Raw genomic sequence first — 19,904 nt, 5'->3', positions numbered from 1 at the left:
GTGAATTAATTCGGGTGCCTGTCGTGGCCAGGAGCTTATGCTTCTCAGCCATGCCTACCAACGCAGAGATAGTCGGCCTGGCCCTGGACCGGATCACGGCCGGATACGTCTTCCCCCAGCGAGCCGTGGAGATCAACGGCGCAATCCGGAGCCGGCTCGCCGCTGGGACGTACAACACGCTGAGCGGCCCCGCACTCTGCGCGGCCGTGACCGCCCACCTGCAGGAGGTCTGCCCGGACAAGCATCTGAGGCTGCTCTGGCAGGATGAGCCCCAGTCCACGGATCCGGCGGACGAGGATGAAGGCCGGGCAGCCTTCCTCGCAATGCTAAGGGCCGAGAACCAGGGCGTCCGTCGCTTCGAGCACCTCGAGGGCAACATCGGCCATCTCGACATCCGGCGGATCGCCGACGCCGGCGAGGGTGCCCGCGCGATCGGTGCGGCCATGGAACTGGCCGCCCACACCAGTGCGCTCATCCTCGATCTGCGTGAGTGCCGCGGTGGCTCACCCGAGGGCGCCGCCATGTGGTGCAGCTACTTCTTTCCTGACGACCAGGTGCACCTCAACGACGTCTACGAGCGCTCCACCGGCTCCACCCGCCAGTACTGGACCGCCTCGCATCTGCCCGCGCCGCGCTACCTCGAGCGCCCGGTGTACGTACTCACCAGTGCCATCACCTTCTCGGGCGGGGAGGACGTGGCGTACACCCTGCAGGCGCACGGGCGAGCTGTTCTCGTTGGCGAAACGACCCACGGTGGTGCTCACCCGACCGCCCGGCACACGGTGACGGAACACATCACCGTCACCGTGCCGACCGCCCGGACGATCAGCACCGTCACCGGGACCAACTGGGAGGGCGTGGGCGTTGTGCCCGACCTAGCCGCCACCTCAGAGCAGGCGCTCGCGACGGCACACAAAGACGCACTGCGACGCGGAGCGTAGCCGACCGGAGGATGCGGCCACCGCAGCGGCCCTTCGACCCGATCAACGCGAGGGCAAGAACCGGGCTGGTCGGGCGTCGGCGTACTTGCCGATGCCGCTGACGTCGGCTCTCCTCACGGCCGCGAGCTCTCCGTGACCGTGAGTAGGACGCTCGTCGTGGGTCGGATGCTGCCCGCCATATCGGCGGGGTTCAGCTGGAGAGCGATGTCGACGACCTCTTCCTGCCCGTCCAGCGCCTCGCGCTGCTTGTCGATGAGGACGGCGGGCGCCTGGATTTGAGCAACATTCCCACACAGCCCGAGACTCGACGGGGCGGCACCGACGTCACCAAGCTCGAACCGTCCGTCGTCGAGGTTGCGCTGCCCCTCCGTCACGATCTTGTTCTCCCGCAGATACGCCTGCATCGCCTGCGAGGTGCTGCGGAACGCCACAGCCAGCCGGACACCTCCGGCCGCCGCCGCAGAGTGCGTGACGTAGTGGACATTTTCGGCACCAGCGGGGAGAGCAAGGCGTATGACATCGAGCTCCTGCTGCAACGGAACATCGCTCCCTTCGCAGGCCCGCGCGTCACCGAACGGATGCCCCTCGTCCATGAATCCCAGCCAAAGGCCCACGCCCAACGCCGCCAGGACGCACCCGCCCCCGGCCACCCACCACAGCCCACGCATAGGCTCCCCCTTCTATATTCCGGACCGTTCACCGCACCGAAGCGGTTCGCCCACCAGCCCATGGAAGATCGCGCATGCCGATCTCAGCTGACGTTCACCCGACCGTGGCCGCTCACTCAAACCGATGCTCAACACGATCTATAGGGCAACGCGTTCGGAGACCACACCAGAGATCTGACTCAGGTCAGGTCACTAGCGGGTCAGCGTCTCGAAGCCGACATCGCCGCAGTACTGCACGACGCGCCCCTCCGCCTCGGAGTCACGGTTGTTCATCGCTGCCACCGTCGCCTCCGCCAAGGTGCGGCCTCCGCCAACGGGCTCATCCCGGAGCGGTCGCATCGCGAGGAAGGCGTCCTGAGCGACCGCCCCGACATCGTCGTACCCTGACTTCGGAGTGTCCGTGCCCGCCGCGTTCCGCGCCTTCTGCCACGCCCCCAGCTGCGTGCAGTAGTTCTCCCGCTGCGCGGTCAGCCGCTCCGCGTCCCTGCCCTCGGACGAGGAACACCCCGCCGCCACCGCCACCAGGGCGAGGACCGGGACTACCGCCTTAAGCACTCGCACCACGTTGCCCCCCGGCTGAAACTGCGTCCACTCGACCCTGCCACCTGCAACCCCCGCAGCAGAATACCCGCGCCGGATACCCTGCCCCCGCTCGCTCCCCAATGAGCCGACCCGAGGCCACCGAGAACACATCAAACCCGGGCGTAGCCACCACCCGAAGAGACCTATTGATCCGAAACGGTAGGGGTTCCGGGGCGTTGACCCCTGCGTGAGTGAACTGGTGAAGGACGCACGGCAGTTGTCGCCGTCGGCGCAGGAGGCCCTTCGGCTGCGGGCGGTGGCTGCCTTGGTGGCGGGCCGAACCCGCGAGGACGTCGCAGTGGTGTTCCAGGTCTCGCTCAAGGCGGTGGACAACTGGTGGGGGAAGTGGCGGGCGGGCGCGAGGCGTTGGTGGCCCGGCCGCGCGGACGCCGGGTCGGCGAACATCAGGTTCTCGATGGGGTCGAGCAGCAGGCGATCCGGCAGGCCGTGCTGGATCATCGTCCCTGTGATCTGGGGCTGGCTGGGCAGCTGTGGACCCGCGCCGGGGTTGGGAATCTGATCGCGAAGCTGTACCGGGTGCGGCTGACCGAGCAGGGCGTGGGCAATTACCTGCGCCGGTGGGGGCTGTCGTTCCAGCGTCCGGATAAGCGGGCCGTGGAGCAGGACGAGGAAGCGGTCGGCGTCTGGCAAGAGGAGACCTGGCCGGCAATCCGGGCCAGAGCGAAGGCCGAGGGAGGTGAGGTGCTCTTCGCCGACCAGGTCGGCATCCGCTCTGACCAGGTCACCGGCCGCACCTGGGGTGCCAAAGGGTGCACCCCGGTCGTCCGCCGCACGGGCAACCGGTTCTCAGTCAATGCGATGTCCGCGATCAGCACGAAGGGCCGGATGCACTTCATGGGGTTCCCCGAGACCTTCGACGCCGATGTCATGTGCCGCTTCCTGGACCGGATCGCGGGCCACTTTGACCATAAGGTGCACCTCGTCGTGGACGGCCACTCCGCGCACCGTTCCCGCAAGGTCCGCGCCTGGCTGGCCGATCACCCGGACCGCATCGAACTGCACCTCCTGCCGTCGTACTCGCCGGAGCTGAACCCTCACGAGCTGGTCAACGCCGACCTCAAACGGAGCCTTCCGATGCACAGCCGGGCCCGCGACCAGGCCCAACTCGCCGCCGAGAACTGATGGTCTGCAGGAGAGTGTCAGTCGGACATCGTCATTTAGGTGTCAGTGGCACAAGCCAGGTGAGCTGGTGGTTGGCACTGACGTGCGGTGCCGATCCAGTACTGACATGAGTGACGAAGGCCCATGTCGTTCTCGTGCAGACCGTTATGGCGGGTGCAGGGTCTGCGCTGGTCAGAGGCGTTATCTACCTGGAGCGTCGCAGTGCGGCCAGAGCGCTGCGGCGCGTTCCTCCATCGAGGAGATGAGGATGCGCTCGGGGCGGCCTGCAAAGAGATAGAAGAGTGATTCCGGGACGTAGCCAGGGCGGCGAAACCAGTTGCGGATCTGTTCGCCGCGTCCCTGATCATCTGCGATCTCACCGAGGACTTGCTCGGAGTCCTCAGAGTGCGGTACGTGATCTTCTGTCCGGCTTGTGATCGCTCGATGGTGTGATGTTGAGCTATCGCGGCCGGTCAGGCGTTCGGGATTCGCTTGGGTTGTGGCATGAGCATGCGCAAGCCGTACGCGAGTGACACTTCCGACGAGCAGTGGGCCCTGGTCGAGCCCGTGATCACAGCCTGGAAGGCCACGCATCCGTCGGTCAGCGGCCATCAGGGCAGATACGAGATGCGAGAGATCGTGAACGCGATCCTGTACCAGAACCGCAGCGGCTGCCAGTGGGACCTGCTGCCCCACGACCTGCCGCCCGCCGGCGCGGTGAAGTACTACTTCTACAAGTGGCGCGATGACGGCACCGACCAGACCGTCCACGATCTGATGCGGTGGCAACTTCGCGAGAAGAAGCGGCGGTTAGCCGATGCGAGCCTGGTGGTCCTGGACACGCAGAGTATCCACGCCGCGGTCGGCGTCCCCGCCACCACGACCGGCAAGGACGCCGCTAAAAGAGTGCCGGGCAGGAAGAGATGCCTGGCCGTGGATGTTTTGGGCCTCGTCGTCGACTGCGTCGTGCTGCCCGCCTCCGCGCACGAGAACGCCGCCGGCATCGCCCTGCTGGACGGTGTCGCCGCACAGTGCGACACGGTGACCAAGGCCCTGGTCGACCAGGGCTTCAAGAACAAGGTCGTCGAGCACGGCAAGACCGTGGGCATCGACGTCGAGATCGTCGAACGCAACCCGGACCAGAGCGGGTTCGTTCCGCAGCCGAAGCGGTGGATCGTGGAGCAGACGAACGGGATCTTGATGTTCTACCGCCGTCTCGTACGCGACTACGAACACCGTCCCGCCTCCTCCCGCTCCCGCGTTCTGTGGGCGATGACCTCCGTCATGAGCCGCCGCCTCACCGGAGCCACCCTCGCCTCCTGGAGGACCGCATGAGCGACAACCCGCAGGTCAAGGCCATCCTGGAACACATCGAGAACCGCGAGCGCGAACTAACCGACCAGGCCGGGCAGTTGCGGGACCGCATCGAGGAACTCACCCGGCAGCTCGGCGAGATCGACGCGGAGAGCGAGAACCTGCGCATCACCCGCAAGACCCTCCTCACGCTCCCGCTGCCCTCACCCGCCACCGAGCCGGAGGGCCCCGACATCCCGGACCACCCCGCCTACCAGCAGATCCTCACCGCCCTGGCCGACACAGGCCGGCCGATGCGCGCCCGCGACCTGTGCCAGGCCCTCGACCTGCCAATCCTCCCGAAGAACACCGAAGGCATCGGGCGTTTCCCCTTGAGCGTGGACACCCTGATCATTGGATCGTGATGATCCATAGGACAGGAGTTCCCGTTGGGGACGTCGAAGTACTCGCCTGAGTTCCGGGCCGATGCCGTCGCGCTGTACCACTCGAGCCCGGGTGGGACATACGCGTCGGTGGCCAAGGACCTGGGCGTTAACCACGAGACGCTGCGCACGTGGGTGCGGGATGCCGGGCAGGCCGCCCGGCCCGGGGCGGTGGAGGCCACCGCGATGGAGAAGGAGAACCGGCAGCTGCGGGCGCGGGTGAAGGAACTCGAGCTCGAGCGGGAGATCCTGCGGAGGGCCGCGAAGTATTTTGCGGCCGAGACCAGCTGGTGAGCAGCCGCTTCCAGTTCGTCGAGGATCACCGTGGCGCCTTCGGCGTCAAGCGGCTGTGCCGGATACTCGCGGTCTCGCGGTCCGGCTTCTACCGGTGGCTGGCTGGCGCATCGGCGCGGGCCGGCCGGGCGAGGGCGGATGCCGAGCTCGCCGAGCACATCAACCGGATCCATCAGGAATCGGACGGCACCTATGGGGTTCCGCGCGTCACCGCCGAGCTGAAGGATGCCGGGAGGCCGGTCAATCACAAGCGGGTCGAGCGCGTCATGCGCAAGTTCCACATCGTCGGGCTGCACCTGCGCAAGAAGGTCCGCACCACCATTCCCGAGCCGTCGGCGACACCGGTGCCGGACCTGCTCCAGCGGGACTTTGCTGCCCAGGTGCCGAACACCAAGTACGTGGGCGACATAACCTATCTCCCGATCGGCAACGGCCAATTTCTTTATCTGGCAACGGTGTTGGACCTGTGCTCGAAACGCCTGGCGGGCTGGTCGATCGCCGACCACATGCGGACCTCGCTGGTCACCGACGCGCTCAGGGCCGCAGCGAGGGCCCGCGGCGGGGACGGTCTGCGCGGGGCGATATTTCACAGCGACAACGGGGCGCAATATGTGTCGAAGGAGTTCGCCCAGGTCTGCTCGGAGCTGGGCGTGACCAGATCGCGCGGCGCGGTCGGCACGAGTGCGGACAACGCCGCCGCGGAGAGTCTGAACGCGACCATGAAGCGCGAGACGCTACAGGGGCGGAAGCGGTGGAACGGGGCGCGTGAGGCCCGCCTCGCGGTCTTCCGCTGGGCGACCCGCTACAACACCCGGCGACGGCACTCCCGCCTCGGCCAGATCAGCCCGATCACCTACGAGCATCGATCAACTACGCTGGCCACCGCCGCATGACAACCGGTGTCCACGATCACGGGGAAGGCCCCATCCGCTCGAAACTCAAGCGCCTGGTCAGCCGCGGCATCCTCGCCGAGCCCGAACCCGGCCTGTTCGCCCGCCCCGGCGCTTGAGGACCATCTCGCGCCCATGACCAGCGATCCTTGCCCAACCTCAACTACGAAACGGACAAGAACTCACGTTCCGCACTCTCATAACCCGCCCCCGAAGTCCTGACCCTGCCACACCCCTTGCGCCCTGCCCCCCGTGCAACGGACATCTCCGCCCGGATATGCCGTCAAACCGGCGCGGTCAGGGAAGGCCAGAGTCATCTCCCGCCGCCTGTCCCTCCGGCTGATCTACTGCTGTCGCCTGCAGCCGATAGGCACATCCGCTGGCGGGCTGGGTGTCCCGACCTTTCCGGTGCTGAGGTCCGGGGTGTACACGGCGGTGTTCTGGCCGGCAGCGCCGAATGACTTGAAGGGCCCGATTACCTTGTGTAGTGGTTTGCCGTGGTAGCTGTAGTCGATCTGCAGAGACCACTCGTAGTTGCCGTGGCAGGCGGATACGTCGACGCGGATGATTGCCGGGTCTGTAGAGCTGACGGTGAAACCAGATCCGAGCGGATTTGTTCGCACCGGTGGCTCACTCGGATTGGACTCCCCACTACCGACAACGCCGCGGTCGACAAGCTTGGGCTTGTCTAGATCCAGATCGAAAACTCGGTCCTTGACGTCGCCGCAGCCGCCCTGCGTCAGAGCCACCCATTCGGGTGGGCCGATCTTCTTGGGGACACGCGTGGTCAGGTGGAGTTCGTCGACGGTGACGGACTCTGTTCCCTCAGCGCTCAGGTCCAGATAGAGAAATCCGCTGCCCCATGTGCCGCCCTTGTTGCCTGGCGTGGTCACTTCGGAGCGGAAATCCTGCTGAGAGGGATCGAACTGGGCCAGCGGTCTGCCGTCAGCTGGCATGGCAACGGAGGTGGACCCGTCGCAGACCTTGGCGGTGGGCCACTTGTGGGTCACCAGCAGTGGGCCTCCGGGGGCTGGCGCTGCCGACGATGGTGTTTTCTGCGAGGGCGCCTGGCCGACTGAGTTTCCTCCACCGCAGACAGAGGCCCCTGAACACTCGTTGCTGGAGCATCCCAGCAGCAGTGTGCCGGCACACACCGTCAAGGCGGTACCCAGGACGATCGGGAGCTTCATCTGTTCGGCTCCTGACTGTCGGTCCGATCGTCGGTCGGATCAGACGGGTTACCAAAATTGGTGTCGTTGTCGTGACCGCAGACAGCCTGGTTACTGCACTCATTCCGATCGCCGCCGATCGTGTCCGTGGCGAACAGTGCAACCAGCGTGCCAACTATCGCAACGAGCGCGGCTATAGCCGCGCGCCACACCTGTGTGCGTTGCTGCCCGGACATGGGCATGTCGACCTCCCCCACGGTCGCTGCCAGTGCAGGACACGAGCCTGTCATGCCCCAGTATGCTCAACTGTCTGCCTTCTGGGGGCTGATTCGCCTGTTCGTCTGTTCCGTATCGTCGGTACGGACGGGCACGTCAACTTCGGCGGACTGGCGTGCTGTTGGCGCGACGTGGGCAGAGGGGCCATTGAGGCCCAAGTCTCCCCGCATCCGCGGGGAATGGTCCCCGACGTCGATGCACTGGTGTTCTCTCGCAGTTGCGCTTCCCGCGTCCGCGGGGAGGGTCCGAGCTTGGTGGCCACGGCGCGGGCGCTGCAGTCGCGGTCCGCGGTGGTCGGGAGTGCCTCACCCGCCGGGCGAGCGATGGGCTGAGCCACCCCGGGTTCGACACAGCGCGTAGGGAGCCGGTGAATGAGCAGACGGTGGTGGGCTTTCGGCGCGGCGGGGGTGACCGTCGCGGCAGGTCTCGGCGTGCGGTCGTGGACCGGCGGAGACTTCGCGAAGTACGCGGGGGACGCTCTCTATACGGTGTTGGCGTGTGCCGTCATGGTCATAGTGGCGCCGCGGCTGCGGCCGGCTGTTGTTGCCGGTGTCGCGTTGGGGTTCAGCTGGGCTGTGGAGCTGTTGCAGATCGCAGGGATCCCGACAGTTCTGCAGCCGCTCTTCGGGGCGACCTTCAACGCGCCGGACCTGTTCTGGTACGTCGTGGGAGCCGCCCTGGGGTGGCTTCTCGCCTGGTCGGGGTGGCGCCACAGCGACCATCCGGGGCTGTGCTGCGCTGTACCGACGTCGGCGCCAGGGCCCAGGTCGTGCCCTTCGTGGAAGCGGGGCACTGCGTCGCTCTCGTCGGGGGAGGAGACGGCCTGCACGCTCTCGCCCAAGCGGCCCCGCGACGTGAAGTAAGGCCGCCGCACCCAACACCCCGAACGCTCCTGTTCCCCTGCTGGGGCGATCTGCGGGACTACGTCGCCCACCACCGGGCCGGCCGCGACCTTCAGTCCTGGTCAACCTCGTTGACGCCCACGGCACCGAGGTTATTCTCGCCTCCGTCGCCCAGCTCGCCCCGAGCTCACGCCCAAGTCAACGTTTTCACCGCCCGCAAGGTCAAAGGACGTGAAGGGCGCTGCGTATTGATCGCACCGGACGTCGCCCGCTCGAAGGGCAACAGCGCAAACGCCCCGCAGGAGACCGCGCCCTCTGACCGGTCGATGACGCCGAAGCCCCGCCTTGCCTACGTGGACGTCGCCCGCACCCGCCAGTGTCTCGACCTGGGCGGGCTGCCCTGGATCCACGACTACCCCGACGGTGCTCACAGTTGAGGGCAAAATCCCCCTCTTGTGGGGCGGGCTCGCATGAGTCCGTCCTACGGCGCTTGTGTTCTGGAACGCGGTTCAACAGCCGGGGAACCCGGGGGAGTCGGGCGCCCGCCCGCACGTTCCGCCTCCTATCTGCGGACCGTGAGGAGCGAAGTGGGCTACTCCGCGCAGCTACCAGCTGAGCCCCAGCGCAGGAATGTGCTGGATCCCGCATTGCCGACGATGGTGACTGCGTACTTGGCGTAGCGCCATTCCTTGCGGGCCCGGGCTTCGGTGAGGACTGTCTGGCAGGCCGTGTCGGCTGCAAGGGCTGCCCACTTGTCCCGTGTTGTCTCATCCCATTTGGGCTTGTCGGCCCATATGTACATCACGGCGTCGTCGCGGGCGAAGCCTACGGACATGTTGTGGTGGTCGAGCCAGTTGGGATCGTTGATGATGCGGGAGTTGCCCTGCCACTCGGAAATGACGCTGTTGACGGTTTGTCCGGCGACACGGATCTCATTCTTGTCCGTACTGGAGACTTGCGCTTGCTTCAGGCCGGAATCGGTGGGCTGCCACCACGCGTCCTGCCCCGTGGTGGGAGTGCTGCGGTCCTGGACCGATGCGCTGCAGGCGGTGTTCGTGCGGAAGTTGTCCTCCCACACGATGGCCGGCCCTCCCTGGTGGGCGGTGTCCACGATGACGTACTCGTTGTAAGGGAAGTCCGGGTAGGACTTGATGAGGTCCCGAAGGCCGAGGCATGCCGTCGTGGCGACTTCCTGCACCGCTACCGAGGTCAGCTCCTGACCGCTTGTCGCGATGTACACCTCGCCTCTTTGCCTGTGGAAGGTGATGGCGCGGTCGAAGTCGGGGTAGGTGACGGGATCCAGCCAGGCTCCCGTACCCATCGCCCCGAGGGTGTCGTTCTCGGCGGGGGTCCTGGCCGGCCGCGATCTTTTCCACTCCGTGAGGGACGCCTCGCCTGGATCATCCTTTGCCGTACCAGCCGGGCTGTGGCTTTGGACCGCGGCGTGGGTGCTGTCCGTCGCGTCTGCACTCGGGCTGGGGAGAAATGTAGGTCCGCCCGTGGAGCTCTTCGTCCCGGGTTTGCTGTCTGCCTGGAAGAGGAGACCCCCGGCAAGCGCCGCGCCCAGGGCGGCGGCTGCGATGACTACAGCGATCGTGCAGCCCTTGCGCGGTCCGGCAGAAGCCTGCCACGCGGGGTCGTCCAGAGCGGGCATGTCCCACTGGGCTGTCACCAGGTTGCCCACAGCGGTGGCTGCGTCCGCGTCCGGGTGCAGCACGTGGGTTGTCTGGGCGGCGAGCAGCGTCGTGCATTCTTCGGTGAGCGTGGCGGCAAGGGGACGCTCTTCGGGTGTTTTTGCCAGTGCGGACGTCACCAGGGAGAGAAGGTCGTCGGGTATGCCAGCGGTGTCGGCGTCGCAGGACATCACCCGGAAGGCGACTGCGTCAGGGGCTCCGGTGCCGAAGGGCAGGCGTCCGGTGGCTGCGTAGGCGACCAGAGCTCCCCAGGCGAAGACGTCGCCGGCAGGGCCCGCGGTGCCGGTGCCGTAAGCCTCAGGGCTGATCCAGCCGGTGGTGCCGGTCATCACGCCGGTGCGGGTCACCGAGGTGCCGTCCAGGGCGTGGGCGATGCCGAAGTCGAGTACCCGGGGTCCGGACGGGGCGAGGATGACGTTTGCCGGTTTGACGTCGCGGTGAGCCACCCCTGCCGCGTGGACGGCTGTCAGCGCGGCTGCGGTTCCGGCCGCGAAGGCATACAGCAGGGCTCCGCCGAGTGGGCCGTTGGCGGTGATGTGCTGGCCGAGGGTGGGGCCGGGGATGTACTCCGTCGCCAGCCACGGGGTGACGGCGCCAGTGTCTGCTGCGAGCAGCGGAACCAGGCAGGGACCGGAGACTCGCCGGGACACCTCGACTTCCCGCTTGAATCGGGCACGGAACTCGTCGTCGTCGGCCTGCGCGGGATGAATGAGCTTGACGGCGACCCTCAGCCCTTCGGGATCCAGGGCCGCGTGGACGGTGCCCATTCCGCCCGAGCCCAGTCGGCCGATGATCCGGTAGGGGCCAATCCGGCCGGGGTCACCAGGCCGTGCGGGCTGGACACGCGTGGGCAACGAAGACTCCCAAGAACAATGAGACAGGCAGTGCTGGTCCGGCCTGCAACCGTCTCATGCCGCGATTCCAGGCGACAGTCCTGCCACCGGTGAGGAAACACGGCGCGCCATCTGCCTGGCCCGGCGTGATGGGGAAGGCCAGAATCCGGCAGAAGCCGGTCCGGGGCCCCGGCTCACGGTCGACTCCAGCAAACGACGACCGCTCCATGGGACTTGCCGTGTAGGCACGACGAACGGGGAGGCGCTCTGATGCGCATGGCGCGACTGCACAGGGCCAACGGCCCATACGTGGAGGATGTTGTGTCCCAAGCACACCCGGACGTCCTGCGCGTGCATATGCCCTCAACCGTGTACGACACGTGGACAGCCAGCCGATCAGCGTCTTGATCCGCGCCAGCGTCCACCACGTCAGCCCAGCCGGGGGCAAGCGGACCGAGCTCCAACTCCCGCTCCAGCCGGGCCACCTGGACCTCATTGAGTCGGGGCCGACCTGGAGATCCCTACGACAGCACGCCGGCCTCGCCCTGCTCGCGCCAGGCCCGGCGCCACCGCTCCACCGACCGCACGCTCACTCACAGCGCAGCCGGTCTCGCGCGACCTTCCAGTCATGGCCGGGCGAGGTCCGACGTTCGGAAGGTGAAGTCGGAACCAGGATCTTGGCAACGCTGGCGCACCCTGTAGCTCGTCCCCCTCAGCCCGAGCCGGATCGGTAACATCGCCCGCGCCGCCCTCGTCCTCGACGAAACCTGTAAATGATCACCGCTGAGGAAACGTCAATCAGCACAGACGTGCCTGCTCGTCAGTGACACACCAAGCCTGAGCACCCCGCGGCGTGGCGCGAGGAGCAAGGGGACCCCCGGTGTCACCACGGAGCAGACGGAGATCCGTCCGCTGTCAGCCCGTACCGTCTGATCGCCTTGGCCTCGTCGGGACGCTTGGCGTTCTCCCGCGCTCGGGCAAGCTCGTGCAGTGCCTCCGGGTGGCCGCCGTTCACGGCCTCGCGGGCTAACTGCTCGGCTCCCGCCTGGTCTCCTGCCTGTATCCGGATCTGGACGAGATCCCCGAGGAGGTAGGGGATATTCGTGTAGCTGATCGCGATGCCTTCGGCTCGTTCGCGCTGCCCGGCTTCCTCCAAGAGCCGGAGGGCCTCCTCCAGCCCCTCGATGTCACCCTCGCGGGCAGCGCTCATGGCGTACTCAACGGCTTCGTCCCAGCGGCCGGCCTCCTGCAGTCGGTGCATCTCCAACTCCACCGCACTTGGCTGAGGGGCAGCGGTCCTCGAACACTGCCTTCGAGCCCACGCCAACGTGATCGTCTCTATAGAGCTCCGGAACTCGGTGAGCTCCTGCGGGAGGTGTGGCTGTCCGATGCGCTGCGCGACGGCCGTGGCGTCATCCGCGCGGCCCAGGGTCTCAAGAAACTCGACCAGGTGCTTCCACGCCCCTGGGTGACCGTCCTTGGCGGCCAGTTCGAACAGGAGGGCGGCGTAGCGGTAGCGGCCGTACTCGTGGGCTTTCTCCCCCATGGCGAACCGGTCAGCGGGGGTCCGCGCGTACAGCGCTGCCGCCTCCCAGAAGCCTTCCGGGGGAAAGCCCCAGCCCCGCCCGTAAATGGCCCACCGCACCAGGACACCGGCCTGGCGGTAGCAGGCCTCATCAGGGTGGCCTGGGAGTGGACGCCGCCGGACGAGAGGTCCCGGGACGCCCAGGCAGTCCCGGCCGAGGTACTTAAGAGCGTCCTCGAACCAGCTAGGCGAAAGCCCGTCCCACTCCTCCCTTTCGAAGTAGGCGCTGGCCGCGTGCTCAAGCAGGGCGTACGGTAGGTTCTCCGGGTCGTGGCCATAGCGGCACAGGTCAGCGGCTGCCTTAAGGACCGCCTCAGTTGGCGCCTCGGCGCGCTGGCAGCGCTCCATGAGCGCGGGAACGCCGGCCAGGTACTGGGTGATCCTGCCGTTCGCTGCGTGAAGGGTTGCGGCCTTCAGGCGCGGGTCACTGTCCGCCGCCGTACGCGCCGCATGCAGGTCCGGTCCCTTAAACACGTGGGGCACGGCGATGACTTGGGCGTCGGTGGTGAGGAGATCCCGGGCGTGCTGGTGGATGTCGTCGCTGATCTGCCGGGAGGGAACGGTGAGCTGGTCCATGCGAGGAGACCAGGTGGTGCCAAGGACCAGGACCCGCTTGACGTTGCGCAACAACTTCCGCAGGCCGACAGCAGCACGCTCTCCCTCGCCGCGGGCAAGGTATCTGTCCATGTTGTTCAGCCACAGCACGGTCGCCGGCCCGACGGTTGTCAGTCCGTTCAGCAGGTCCTCAGCGCTCAGTGGATGCCAGAGCCTCCAGTCGGCCGGCAGTAGGCGGACGGCTTCCCACAGGGCCCGGGCCTTGCCGGCGGAGGGTTCACCCACCAGGACGACCATCTGGCTTCTGCCGCCGACCGCCTCATCGACCCGCGCCCGCAGACGCACATCATGGTTGCGCGCGACGTAGGACGGGAGTTCCCTGGTGCCTGCGCCAGCGCGCTTGATGCAGGGGTGCACTTCCAGGTCGAACGGATCGCATTCGGCGACCGGGCTGCCGGGCATCTCCACGAGGATCCGAGACTGGTCAGCTTCCGCCGGTGGCGCGGCAGCGTATGGGTCGTAGTACGCGCGCCGAACCCGCTCTGCTTCCGGGGCGTACAGCCTGCGCCTGAGCTCGGTCTCGTCCCACAACTCGATGTCGAGATGGTGGATCCTTGCCTGTTCTTTCTTCCAGCCGTCCCACCACTGGGCGGTCGGGCCGTCCATGCTGGAGGCGATACACAGCACCCATTGGTGCACCGTGTGGTTCTGCGTGTGCGCTGCTTTGATCATCGAGTCGAAGGACTTGGTGATCTGACCCCTGTGGCTGGCGGTGGTGTGCGGATGGAAGTACTTGGCCTGCCAGACGGTGACCTCACCGCACAGATCACCAGCGAAGGCATCAATGCCCCAATCGCCCGGGTTCGCTGCGATCATCCTGACGCGGGGAACGGTTGTATGCGCCAGGTCGGCAACCATCTTCTCGAAGTCGTCCCGTGCGCCGCCCTGCCCACTCGCACGGAGTTGGTGGGCAACGAAGTCGATCGGCGGCACACCAGCCCTCATTGCCTCGTGCTGCGGCACGGACACCCCCCAGGCAAGTGTCAAGCGCGTCATCCTGCCTGCGTCCGGCATCATCATGTTCTGTGATAGGCCGAACCATATCGCCGTGCATGTCCCCCCTCAATCGAGAGGGTTGCTCTCGCACCAGCACACTTCCGCGCCAGCACGACGTCGCCTCCGCCATCGACAGCTTCGCGCTCGCCCACTCACGGCGAATGGATCACCAGCAGACTCGGCGCCGCCATCTTCGGTATCGCGGAGAAAACAAGGAGGAGGCCGATGCCTGAGGACCGTGCTGCCTCGCTTCGGTCCTGCGGGTGAACCGGCCATCCTGCGTCGTGAGGCGGATGCGATGACGAGCCGTGAAGGCCGGCCGGTGCTGTTTCGACGGCGGAGAAGCGGATCCGTTCTTGTTCCAGTCGTACACCGTGCCCGAAGTCGTCGTCCACGAGGCTCTGGTAGAGGTCGGCTTCCTCGCCGGTCAGTGACTGCAGGTGTTCCTGGATGGGCCTGGGTTCCTTCACCCACGGGCCCTGGTGGGCCGTCAGGGGGGGGGGTGGAGCGGTCCATCAGGACCGACTCCGTGTGGGGGAAGAGGCGGCGCAGTCGGTTGAGGATCGCGAACCGAGCCATGCGCACGTTGGCCAGGGCTTGATCAAGTTCCGTGGGTGTCCTGGTTGTTGATGATGCCCAGGATCGGGAGTGCCCGTCGTGGTTCGTCGCGGATCGCCCGGGTGGTTTTGGCGATGTTCTCGGCGCCGAGGGTCTTCAGCACGCCGATGGCCAGGTTGCGGAAGGTGGCCATGGCTCGGGGTGCGGCCCCGGTGTGGACGGTGGAGGCGTCCTCGGCGAAGGTGACGTCTCTGATGTGGTGGCTGGAGTTTTCCACTCCCCAGTGCCCGCGAATCGCGGCGGCGAGGTCCGCGGGGCTGGTCTGGTGGGCTTCGAGGCTGGTCACGGCGTAGACGCTCTCGCGACTCTCGCGGCTGCCGGTCGGCCGGCGGCGGCGGTGGACGCGGATGGCGAGCTTCGCGTGCGGAAAGGCGATGCCACCGAGTTCGTCCGCGATGCCGCAGGTCTTGATCGAACGGGACTCGCGCCGGCCGTGCCCGACCTCGGAGTGGGTGTGCTGGACGGCGATGTCACGCCACGGCAGCGTGGCGAGCTGGCTGTGGGCGGTGGGCTGGTTGGTCTTGATCACGGCGATGTAGTGGGCCTTCTTCGTCTCGACCAGCCAGGTGATGTTCGCCTTGACCGAGTGCAGCGCATCGAAGGTGACGAGAGTGCCGGCCAGGTCCAGCGGTGCCAGCAGCGGCTTAAAGTGCGTGGTTTCGTTGGTCTTCGCGCCGACCTCGGCCTGCGCGAGTGTCACGACGGTGGCGTGGCTGACCGCCGACAGCAGGTGACGGCGGGTCACGTCCAAACGCGCTGAGCCCTTGAGCGTCTTGCCGTCCACCGCGATGGCCCGCCGGTGCGCGGTGGACACGACGGTGCGGCGCCGGTCGGTGAGGTAGGCGCCCACCGCGGCGTCCAGGGCATCGCCGTCGACGGCGATCAGCACCCGCCCGATCGTCGCCGGCGACGGTGTACGCCGCCACCGCAGTGGATGGCGGCGTACACCGAGGGCGGCCAGCAGCCCACCCGAGGCCCGGGCGCCCCATTCGGCGAGCTCGTCGATGCTCCTGGCGCCCGAGACGACCGCACAGGCACACACCATCAAGATCGCCGTCAGCGAGTACCACCGGCCCCGCCGCGAGCGCGGGTCGGGGATGGAGTCGAAGTAGGGGCGCAGATCAGCGACCTGGCCGGGTTCCAGCGGACCCAGCTTCACAAGTACGGCAGGGATCGGGGAGGATGCAACAGCAGGCACGGGACCTTCTCATGATCACGAGGCGTAGACACCCTAATGATCACGAAGCCCGTGCCTGCACCGCTACCCACCCCTCACAGCAACAACCAGCACAACCACGGAACTTGAAGCCGCCCTGCCACTTGTGTTGGCTGATCATGAGCAGAACGTCCCACTGAGCTTGTCGGGGCGGTCACAGTATGTAGCGGTTTACCGCGCGTCGGAGTGACGGACCCCGGTGACCTCGGCGGCTCGCTGCGTACTGAGCTTGGGGCCCTACCGCCCGCTCGTAGTCGGGTGGGCGGTGTGCCAGGCGTCCCAGATCTCGGCGCGGAGTCGGCCACGTGATGGGACGTTGATGTGATGTTCGCGGGCCCAGGCCCGTACTTCGGCCACGCTCGGCTTTGCGGTCGAAGGGTGTGGTTGCCGGGCTGCTGGAACAGGGGCGTGGGGTGGCGGGGACGGCAGATTCTCTGGCGCGGTCGTTGCGAATCCGCGGCGCTCGAGGATTCGGCGGCGCTTGTGGTGCATGCGTTCCAGCAAGGGGACGTCGGCGTCGAGGTAGTCGTGAGCCTCGACGTGGGACTTGCGTTCTTCGGTGTTGCGCATGATCCGGCCGACTTGCTGGATCACCCGGCCCTTGAACGAAATGGGGCTGGTGAGGAAGAGGGTGTCGAGGCGGGGCGCGTCGAAGCCCTCGCCTGCGAGCTTGTCGATCGCCAGCAGGACCAGAGGTTCGTCGTGTTCCTCGTTGAGGGCGGCGCGTACACGGGCACGTTTGACCGGTGGCATGCCGCCGTGAAGGACGAGCGGGGTGATCCCGTATGGCCGGAGCGCTTCGGTGAGTTGGTGGAGGTGCTCGACGCGGTTGGTCAGTGCCAGGCTGCATCTGCCGCGCCGGGCAGCGTCGGCGATGTCCGCCGCGATGAGCTGGTTGCGGGCGTCATGGTGGGCGAGTTCGTTGTAGATGGCCTGGATAGAGGCGCCGTCAGTGCCCGGCTCGTCGGTGGTGAAGTCGGTGGCGTGGACGGCGAGGTGCTTGGCGAAGGTGCTGGTGTCGTGGATCTCGTGGCGGACGGGGCCGCACTGCATCGTGATCACGGGGTCCATCTGGTCCGCGCGGTAGGGGGTGGCGGACAGGCCGATCCAGCGAGGCGCCTTTGCCCGGCGGATCGCGGCTTCCGCGCCGGGTGCGCCGACGGCGTGGCACTCGTCCACGATCACGAGCCCGTAGCCGTCGAGCAGGTTGTCGGGAGCGTCGCGGTGGGACAGAGTCTGCAGCATGATCAGGTCGACGGTGTGACCACGGCGGTCTTTACCCCCGCCGAGCGAGCCGACCTGGGCGTCGCCGAGGTCGAGGAAGGCGGCCAGTCGCTCCTTCCACTGAGCCAACAACTCGGCCCGGTTCACGATCACCGCGGTCGGAGTGCGGTTGCGGGCGATCAGGGCGCAGGCCATGACGGTCTTGCCGGAACCCGGAGGTGCGACGAGGGTCCCCGCCGCGTGCCCGGCCATCGCGTCCACGGCCGTGTTCTGGGTGCTCGTCAGGGTTCCGGTGAAGTGGGCGGTGACCGGCGCGGGTTCGGGCAGGTCGTTGGTGATGGAAAGGGTTCCGCCGGCTGCAGTGATGAGCGCCGTGGCTTCGTCGGCCAGGCCGCGGGGCAGCTTGAGCCAGTCGGGGTCGGAGGCGTCGAAGGAGCAGATGAGGCGCGGGGTGTTGAAGGTGGAGAAGCGCTGGTTCTGCTTGCGGTAGAACTCCGGGTTGTGGAACGAGGCAGCGTGCTTGAGCGCGGCCAGCAGCTGGGACGAGAGCCCGGCCGTGGGGATCGCCAGCATCGTGGTGAGCCGGGCCTCGACCTTCGCGGGTGCTTTGCCCACGGCTTTGCGGCGCGGGCGAGGCCCCAACTCGGAGAGGGTCGGGGACGGGCCGGCCTTGACCGGACCCAGCTTGTCCACCAGCGCCTCGACATCGGCCTGAGTGAGCCGATCCGTGCTGGAGAGGTGGGCGAACTGGTCCGGATACGGCTGCCATGTGCCGGGATCCACGAAGACGGTGGTGCCGTTCGCGCGGCACGCGCCCTGCAGCGGGAGTGCGATCAGACTGCCGAACCTGAACTGGCCCTTCGCCCTGGTCGGCAAGTAGTCCTGAGCCGGAAAGAGACGGTCGTAACTGGAGAGCTCCATGTGCCCGCGAGCGTCGATCGCCCGGCGTAGCAGCGCCATGCCCAAGGCTCGAGCCGTGCTCGCGGGGATGGGCCCGGTGAAGAACGTCCACACGTGCGCGCCCTTGCCAGAGCGTGAGATCTCAAGGAGAGCGGGGACACCCGCCTCGCGGCACGCGGTGACGTAGGCAGCAGCGTCCGCGCGCCAGTCGCTGCCGTCCTTGCCGTCGAAGTCACACGCCAACAGACGGCAAGTGTCGTCGGCCAACAACGGGTACAGGCCGACGTGCAGCTCGCTGCGCCCCTGACGAGTCGGATCGAGATGGCGGAAGACGGTCTCCTCGGTCAGCGGCCAGAACACCCTGTCCTCGTCGGCCTTGCCTCTGTCGAACGGGTCATCCTCGGCCGGACTCCAGCCTGTCCGGCCGGACTTGGCACTCACCCACCGCCGGGCATAGACATCCTCACGGCCGGCGAACAGAGCTCGAAACAGGGCGATCTTCGCCTCGGCGCTGGAAGCGGCGTCCGCGTACGGCAGGCCACCGGCCCCAGCGGACCGTGGGACCAGGACCGGCACGGGCACCGGCTGCACGGTGTTGTGGGCGGCGAGTCCATCGGATCCCAGACGGCTGCGCAGCCGCTCGTTGTCGGCTCTCAGCCGAGCGATCTCCTCACGCAGCTCTGCGTTCTCCTCCAGCGCCACATCGAGACGGATACGCAACTCGGCAGGGTCGAAGCAGTCAGACCAATCCTCCACGCACCCATGATCCCCGCTTCGGTGCACTCCATGGGCCAAGGAACCAGAATCATCCGCACGGGAAGCCGTCCTCCGCTCGGCAGTGTCGAACCAGCGCCCGGACACGTCCCCAGCATCCCGACCGGCCGATAGCTGCGGTGGGGTCTGCACCACATACTCACCCGGCCTGGTGGCCCGAAGCCTGCCATAGACCCCTTGCGGGCGGTTCGCGATCGACCGCTTGCCCCTGGTGCTGCCCTCGAACGCGTTCGTGCCCCGGCTCAGCTCCTGCAGCAACTCGTAGCCCGTCGTGCGGGCGGGGAGAGGAACCGTTCCGCGGCCGTGGACCTCGGCCAGACGCTCCTCAATCTCGAGCAGGATCAGATTCCGCACCGGCCGACTGGATTTCACATGCCCCGCCAGCACTGCCCGCGCGGCATCCACCCAGCGCGGATCCACCCTGTCCCGCACATTGCGCACCGGACGCTCACTCACCAGCCCGGCGGGCCCGTTGCGCTTCACCGCCGCCGCCCACCGCCGGACCGTACTTGCGCCGACGCCCAGCTCGAGGGCCTTGGCCGCGTAGCGGTGCAGCATAGGGCTCCCGGAGGTGAAGTCCGGACGCGGCTCGCCCTCCAAAGCGAGCTCCGGGTGCCCGAGTTGGTAGCCGGTGAGGACTTCCTGGACGTGCCGGAACTTCACCGTCAGCGCGTCGTCCTCGTCCTCCTCCAGACCATCCAGCACTGTCGCAGCCGCTGTCTCCTCCTCAGGTGCCTCGACCAGGTTCTGTGTGGTGGGGTGTGAGAGCAGGATGGAGATGTCGACCTGCCGCCACCTCGGTGTTCCTGTGACCCCGGCCTGCTGAAGCAGGATCCGGCGGCCTTCGATCTCCGCGACGGTGAACTGCGCGCCGTCGAAGCTCAGCGGCAGCCCCGGCCGCAGCGTTGTCATCCACGCACTCACGCGCA

General features: G+C 67.3%; 14 protein-coding genes and 1 pseudogene. 7 read left to right on the top strand and 8 right to left on the bottom strand.

What is annotated here, in order from left to right:
* Positions 1-50 precede the first annotated feature (50 nt).
* Positions 51-941 carry a S41 family peptidase gene (locus tag OG456_RS37745; protein ID WP_266569640.1) on the top strand — a complete coding sequence of 297 codons (891 nt, stop codon included), beginning with the start codon at positions 51-53 and terminating at the stop codon, positions 939-941.
* A 113-nt stretch (positions 942-1,054) separates the two neighbouring features.
* On the opposite strand, the gene OG456_RS37740 is transcribed toward OG456_RS37745, so the two are convergent.
* Positions 1,055-1,609: a hypothetical protein gene (locus tag OG456_RS37740; RefSeq protein ID WP_266569639.1), complete on the bottom strand. Its 555-nt coding sequence runs from the start codon at positions 1,607-1,609 to the stop codon at positions 1,055-1,057.
* Positions 1,610-1,801: 192 nt separating this feature from the next.
* Entirely contained in the window at positions 1,802-2,164 is a 363-nt protein-coding gene (locus OG456_RS37735) for a hypothetical protein (protein ID WP_266569638.1), read from the bottom strand.
* Between the two features lie 274 nt (positions 2,165-2,438).
* Here OG456_RS37735 and OG456_RS37730 point away from each other — a divergent pair.
* The 4 genes and pseudogenes from OG456_RS37730 to OG456_RS37715 form a co-directional block, all read left to right on the top strand.
* A pseudogene (locus OG456_RS37730) lies at positions 2,439-3,328 on the top strand (IS630 family transposase); the annotation flags it as partial.
* Between the two features lie 489 nt (positions 3,329-3,817).
* The gene (locus tag OG456_RS37725; protein ID WP_266569637.1) at positions 3,818-4,648 is read left to right on the top strand and encodes an IS5 family transposase; all 831 of its coding nucleotides are present in this window, start codon (positions 3,818-3,820) and stop codon (positions 4,646-4,648) included.
* Positions 4,645-5,031: a hypothetical protein gene (locus OG456_RS37720; protein ID WP_266569636.1), complete on the top strand. Its 387-nt coding sequence runs from the start codon at positions 4,645-4,647 to the stop codon at positions 5,029-5,031. The genes OG456_RS37725 and OG456_RS37720 overlap by 4 nt, the downstream gene beginning before the upstream one ends.
* 24 nt (positions 5,032-5,055) lie before the next feature.
* Positions 5,056-6,236 (top strand): IS3 family transposase gene (locus OG456_RS37715; RefSeq protein WP_266568492.1). Its coding sequence is split into 2 segments (ribosomal slippage): positions 5,056-5,323 and positions 5,323-6,236, totalling 1,182 coding nucleotides; the frame shifts between segments, so codons are not numbered across the junction.
* Between the two features lie 341 nt (positions 6,237-6,577).
* Here OG456_RS37715 and OG456_RS37710 read toward each other — a convergent pair.
* Positions 6,578-7,243, bottom strand: coding sequence for a hypothetical protein (locus OG456_RS37710; RefSeq protein ID WP_266569635.1), 666 nt, complete (start codon positions 7,241-7,243; stop codon positions 6,578-6,580).
* An 806-nt stretch (positions 7,244-8,049) separates the two neighbouring features.
* On the opposite strand from OG456_RS37710, the gene OG456_RS50580 reads away from it, so the two are divergent.
* A complete protein-coding gene (locus OG456_RS50580; RefSeq protein ID WP_323136425.1) occupies positions 8,050-8,541 on the top strand; it encodes a DUF2809 domain-containing protein in 492 nt (163 codons plus the stop codon).
* A gap of 227 nt (positions 8,542-8,768) precedes the next feature.
* The gene (locus tag OG456_RS37700; protein ID WP_266569634.1) at positions 8,769-8,957 is read left to right on the top strand and encodes a hypothetical protein; all 189 of its coding nucleotides are present in this window, start codon (positions 8,769-8,771) and stop codon (positions 8,955-8,957) included.
* 155 nt (positions 8,958-9,112) lie between these two features.
* On the opposite strand, the gene OG456_RS37695 is transcribed toward OG456_RS37700, so the two are convergent.
* The 5 genes from OG456_RS37695 to OG456_RS37675 all read right to left on the bottom strand — a co-directional run bounded on the left by OG456_RS37695 (position 9,113) and on the right by OG456_RS37675 (position 19,887).
* Positions 9,113-11,068 carry a serine/threonine-protein kinase gene (locus OG456_RS37695; protein ID WP_266569633.1) on the bottom strand — a complete coding sequence of 652 codons (1,956 nt, stop codon included), beginning with the start codon at positions 11,066-11,068 and terminating at the stop codon, positions 9,113-9,115.
* 862 nt (positions 11,069-11,930) lie between these two features.
* Positions 11,931-14,210 (bottom strand): hypothetical protein, encoded by a 2,280-nt coding sequence (locus OG456_RS37690; protein WP_266569632.1) that lies wholly within the window; start codon positions 14,208-14,210, stop codon positions 11,931-11,933.
* A gap of 185 nt (positions 14,211-14,395) precedes the next feature.
* Positions 14,396-14,737: a Wadjet anti-phage system protein JetD domain-containing protein gene (locus OG456_RS37685; protein WP_266570718.1), complete on the bottom strand. Its 342-nt coding sequence runs from the start codon at positions 14,735-14,737 to the stop codon at positions 14,396-14,398.
* Between the two features lie 107 nt (positions 14,738-14,844).
* Positions 14,845-16,059 (bottom strand): ISAs1 family transposase, encoded by a 1,215-nt coding sequence (locus tag OG456_RS37680; protein WP_266569631.1) that lies wholly within the window; start codon positions 16,057-16,059, stop codon positions 14,845-14,847.
* 255 nt (positions 16,060-16,314) lie between these two features.
* Positions 16,315-19,887: a DEAD/DEAH box helicase family protein gene (locus OG456_RS37675; RefSeq protein ID WP_266569630.1), complete on the bottom strand. Its 3,573-nt coding sequence runs from the start codon at positions 19,885-19,887 to the stop codon at positions 16,315-16,317.
* Positions 19,888-19,904 lie beyond the last annotated feature (17 nt).

Origin of the sequence: Streptomyces sp. NBC_01446 (genome assembly GCF_026340095.1) — a bacterium.
Classification (GTDB): domain Bacteria; phylum Actinomycetota; class Actinomycetes; order Streptomycetales; family Streptomycetaceae; genus Streptomyces; species Streptomyces aureus.
The sequence above is the reverse complement of the archived record's forward strand: the minus strand, read 5'-3'. Positions and strand labels throughout refer to the sequence as shown.

What these genes read in the sequence shown, in the direction of transcription:
- OG456_RS37745 (WP_266569640.1), top strand. Translation starts at nt 51, where the DNA reads ATGCCTACCAACGCAGAGATAGTCGGCCTGGCCCTGGACCGGATCACG.
- OG456_RS37740 (WP_266569639.1), bottom strand. Translation starts at nt 1,609, where the DNA reads ATGCGTGGGCTGTGGTGGGTGGCCGGGGGCGGGTGCGTCCTGGCGGCG.
- OG456_RS37725 (WP_266569637.1), top strand. Translation starts at nt 3,818, where the DNA reads ATGAGCATGCGCAAGCCGTACGCGAGTGACACTTCCGACGAGCAGTGG.
- OG456_RS37720 (WP_266569636.1), top strand. Translation starts at nt 4,645, where the DNA reads ATGAGCGACAACCCGCAGGTCAAGGCCATCCTGGAACACATCGAGAAC.
- OG456_RS50580 (WP_323136425.1), top strand. Translation starts at nt 8,050, where the DNA reads ATGAGCAGACGGTGGTGGGCTTTCGGCGCGGCGGGGGTGACCGTCGCG.
- OG456_RS37675 (WP_266569630.1), bottom strand. Translation starts at nt 19,887, where the DNA reads ATGACAACGCTGCGGCCGGGGCTGCCGCTGAGCTTCGACGGCGCGCAG.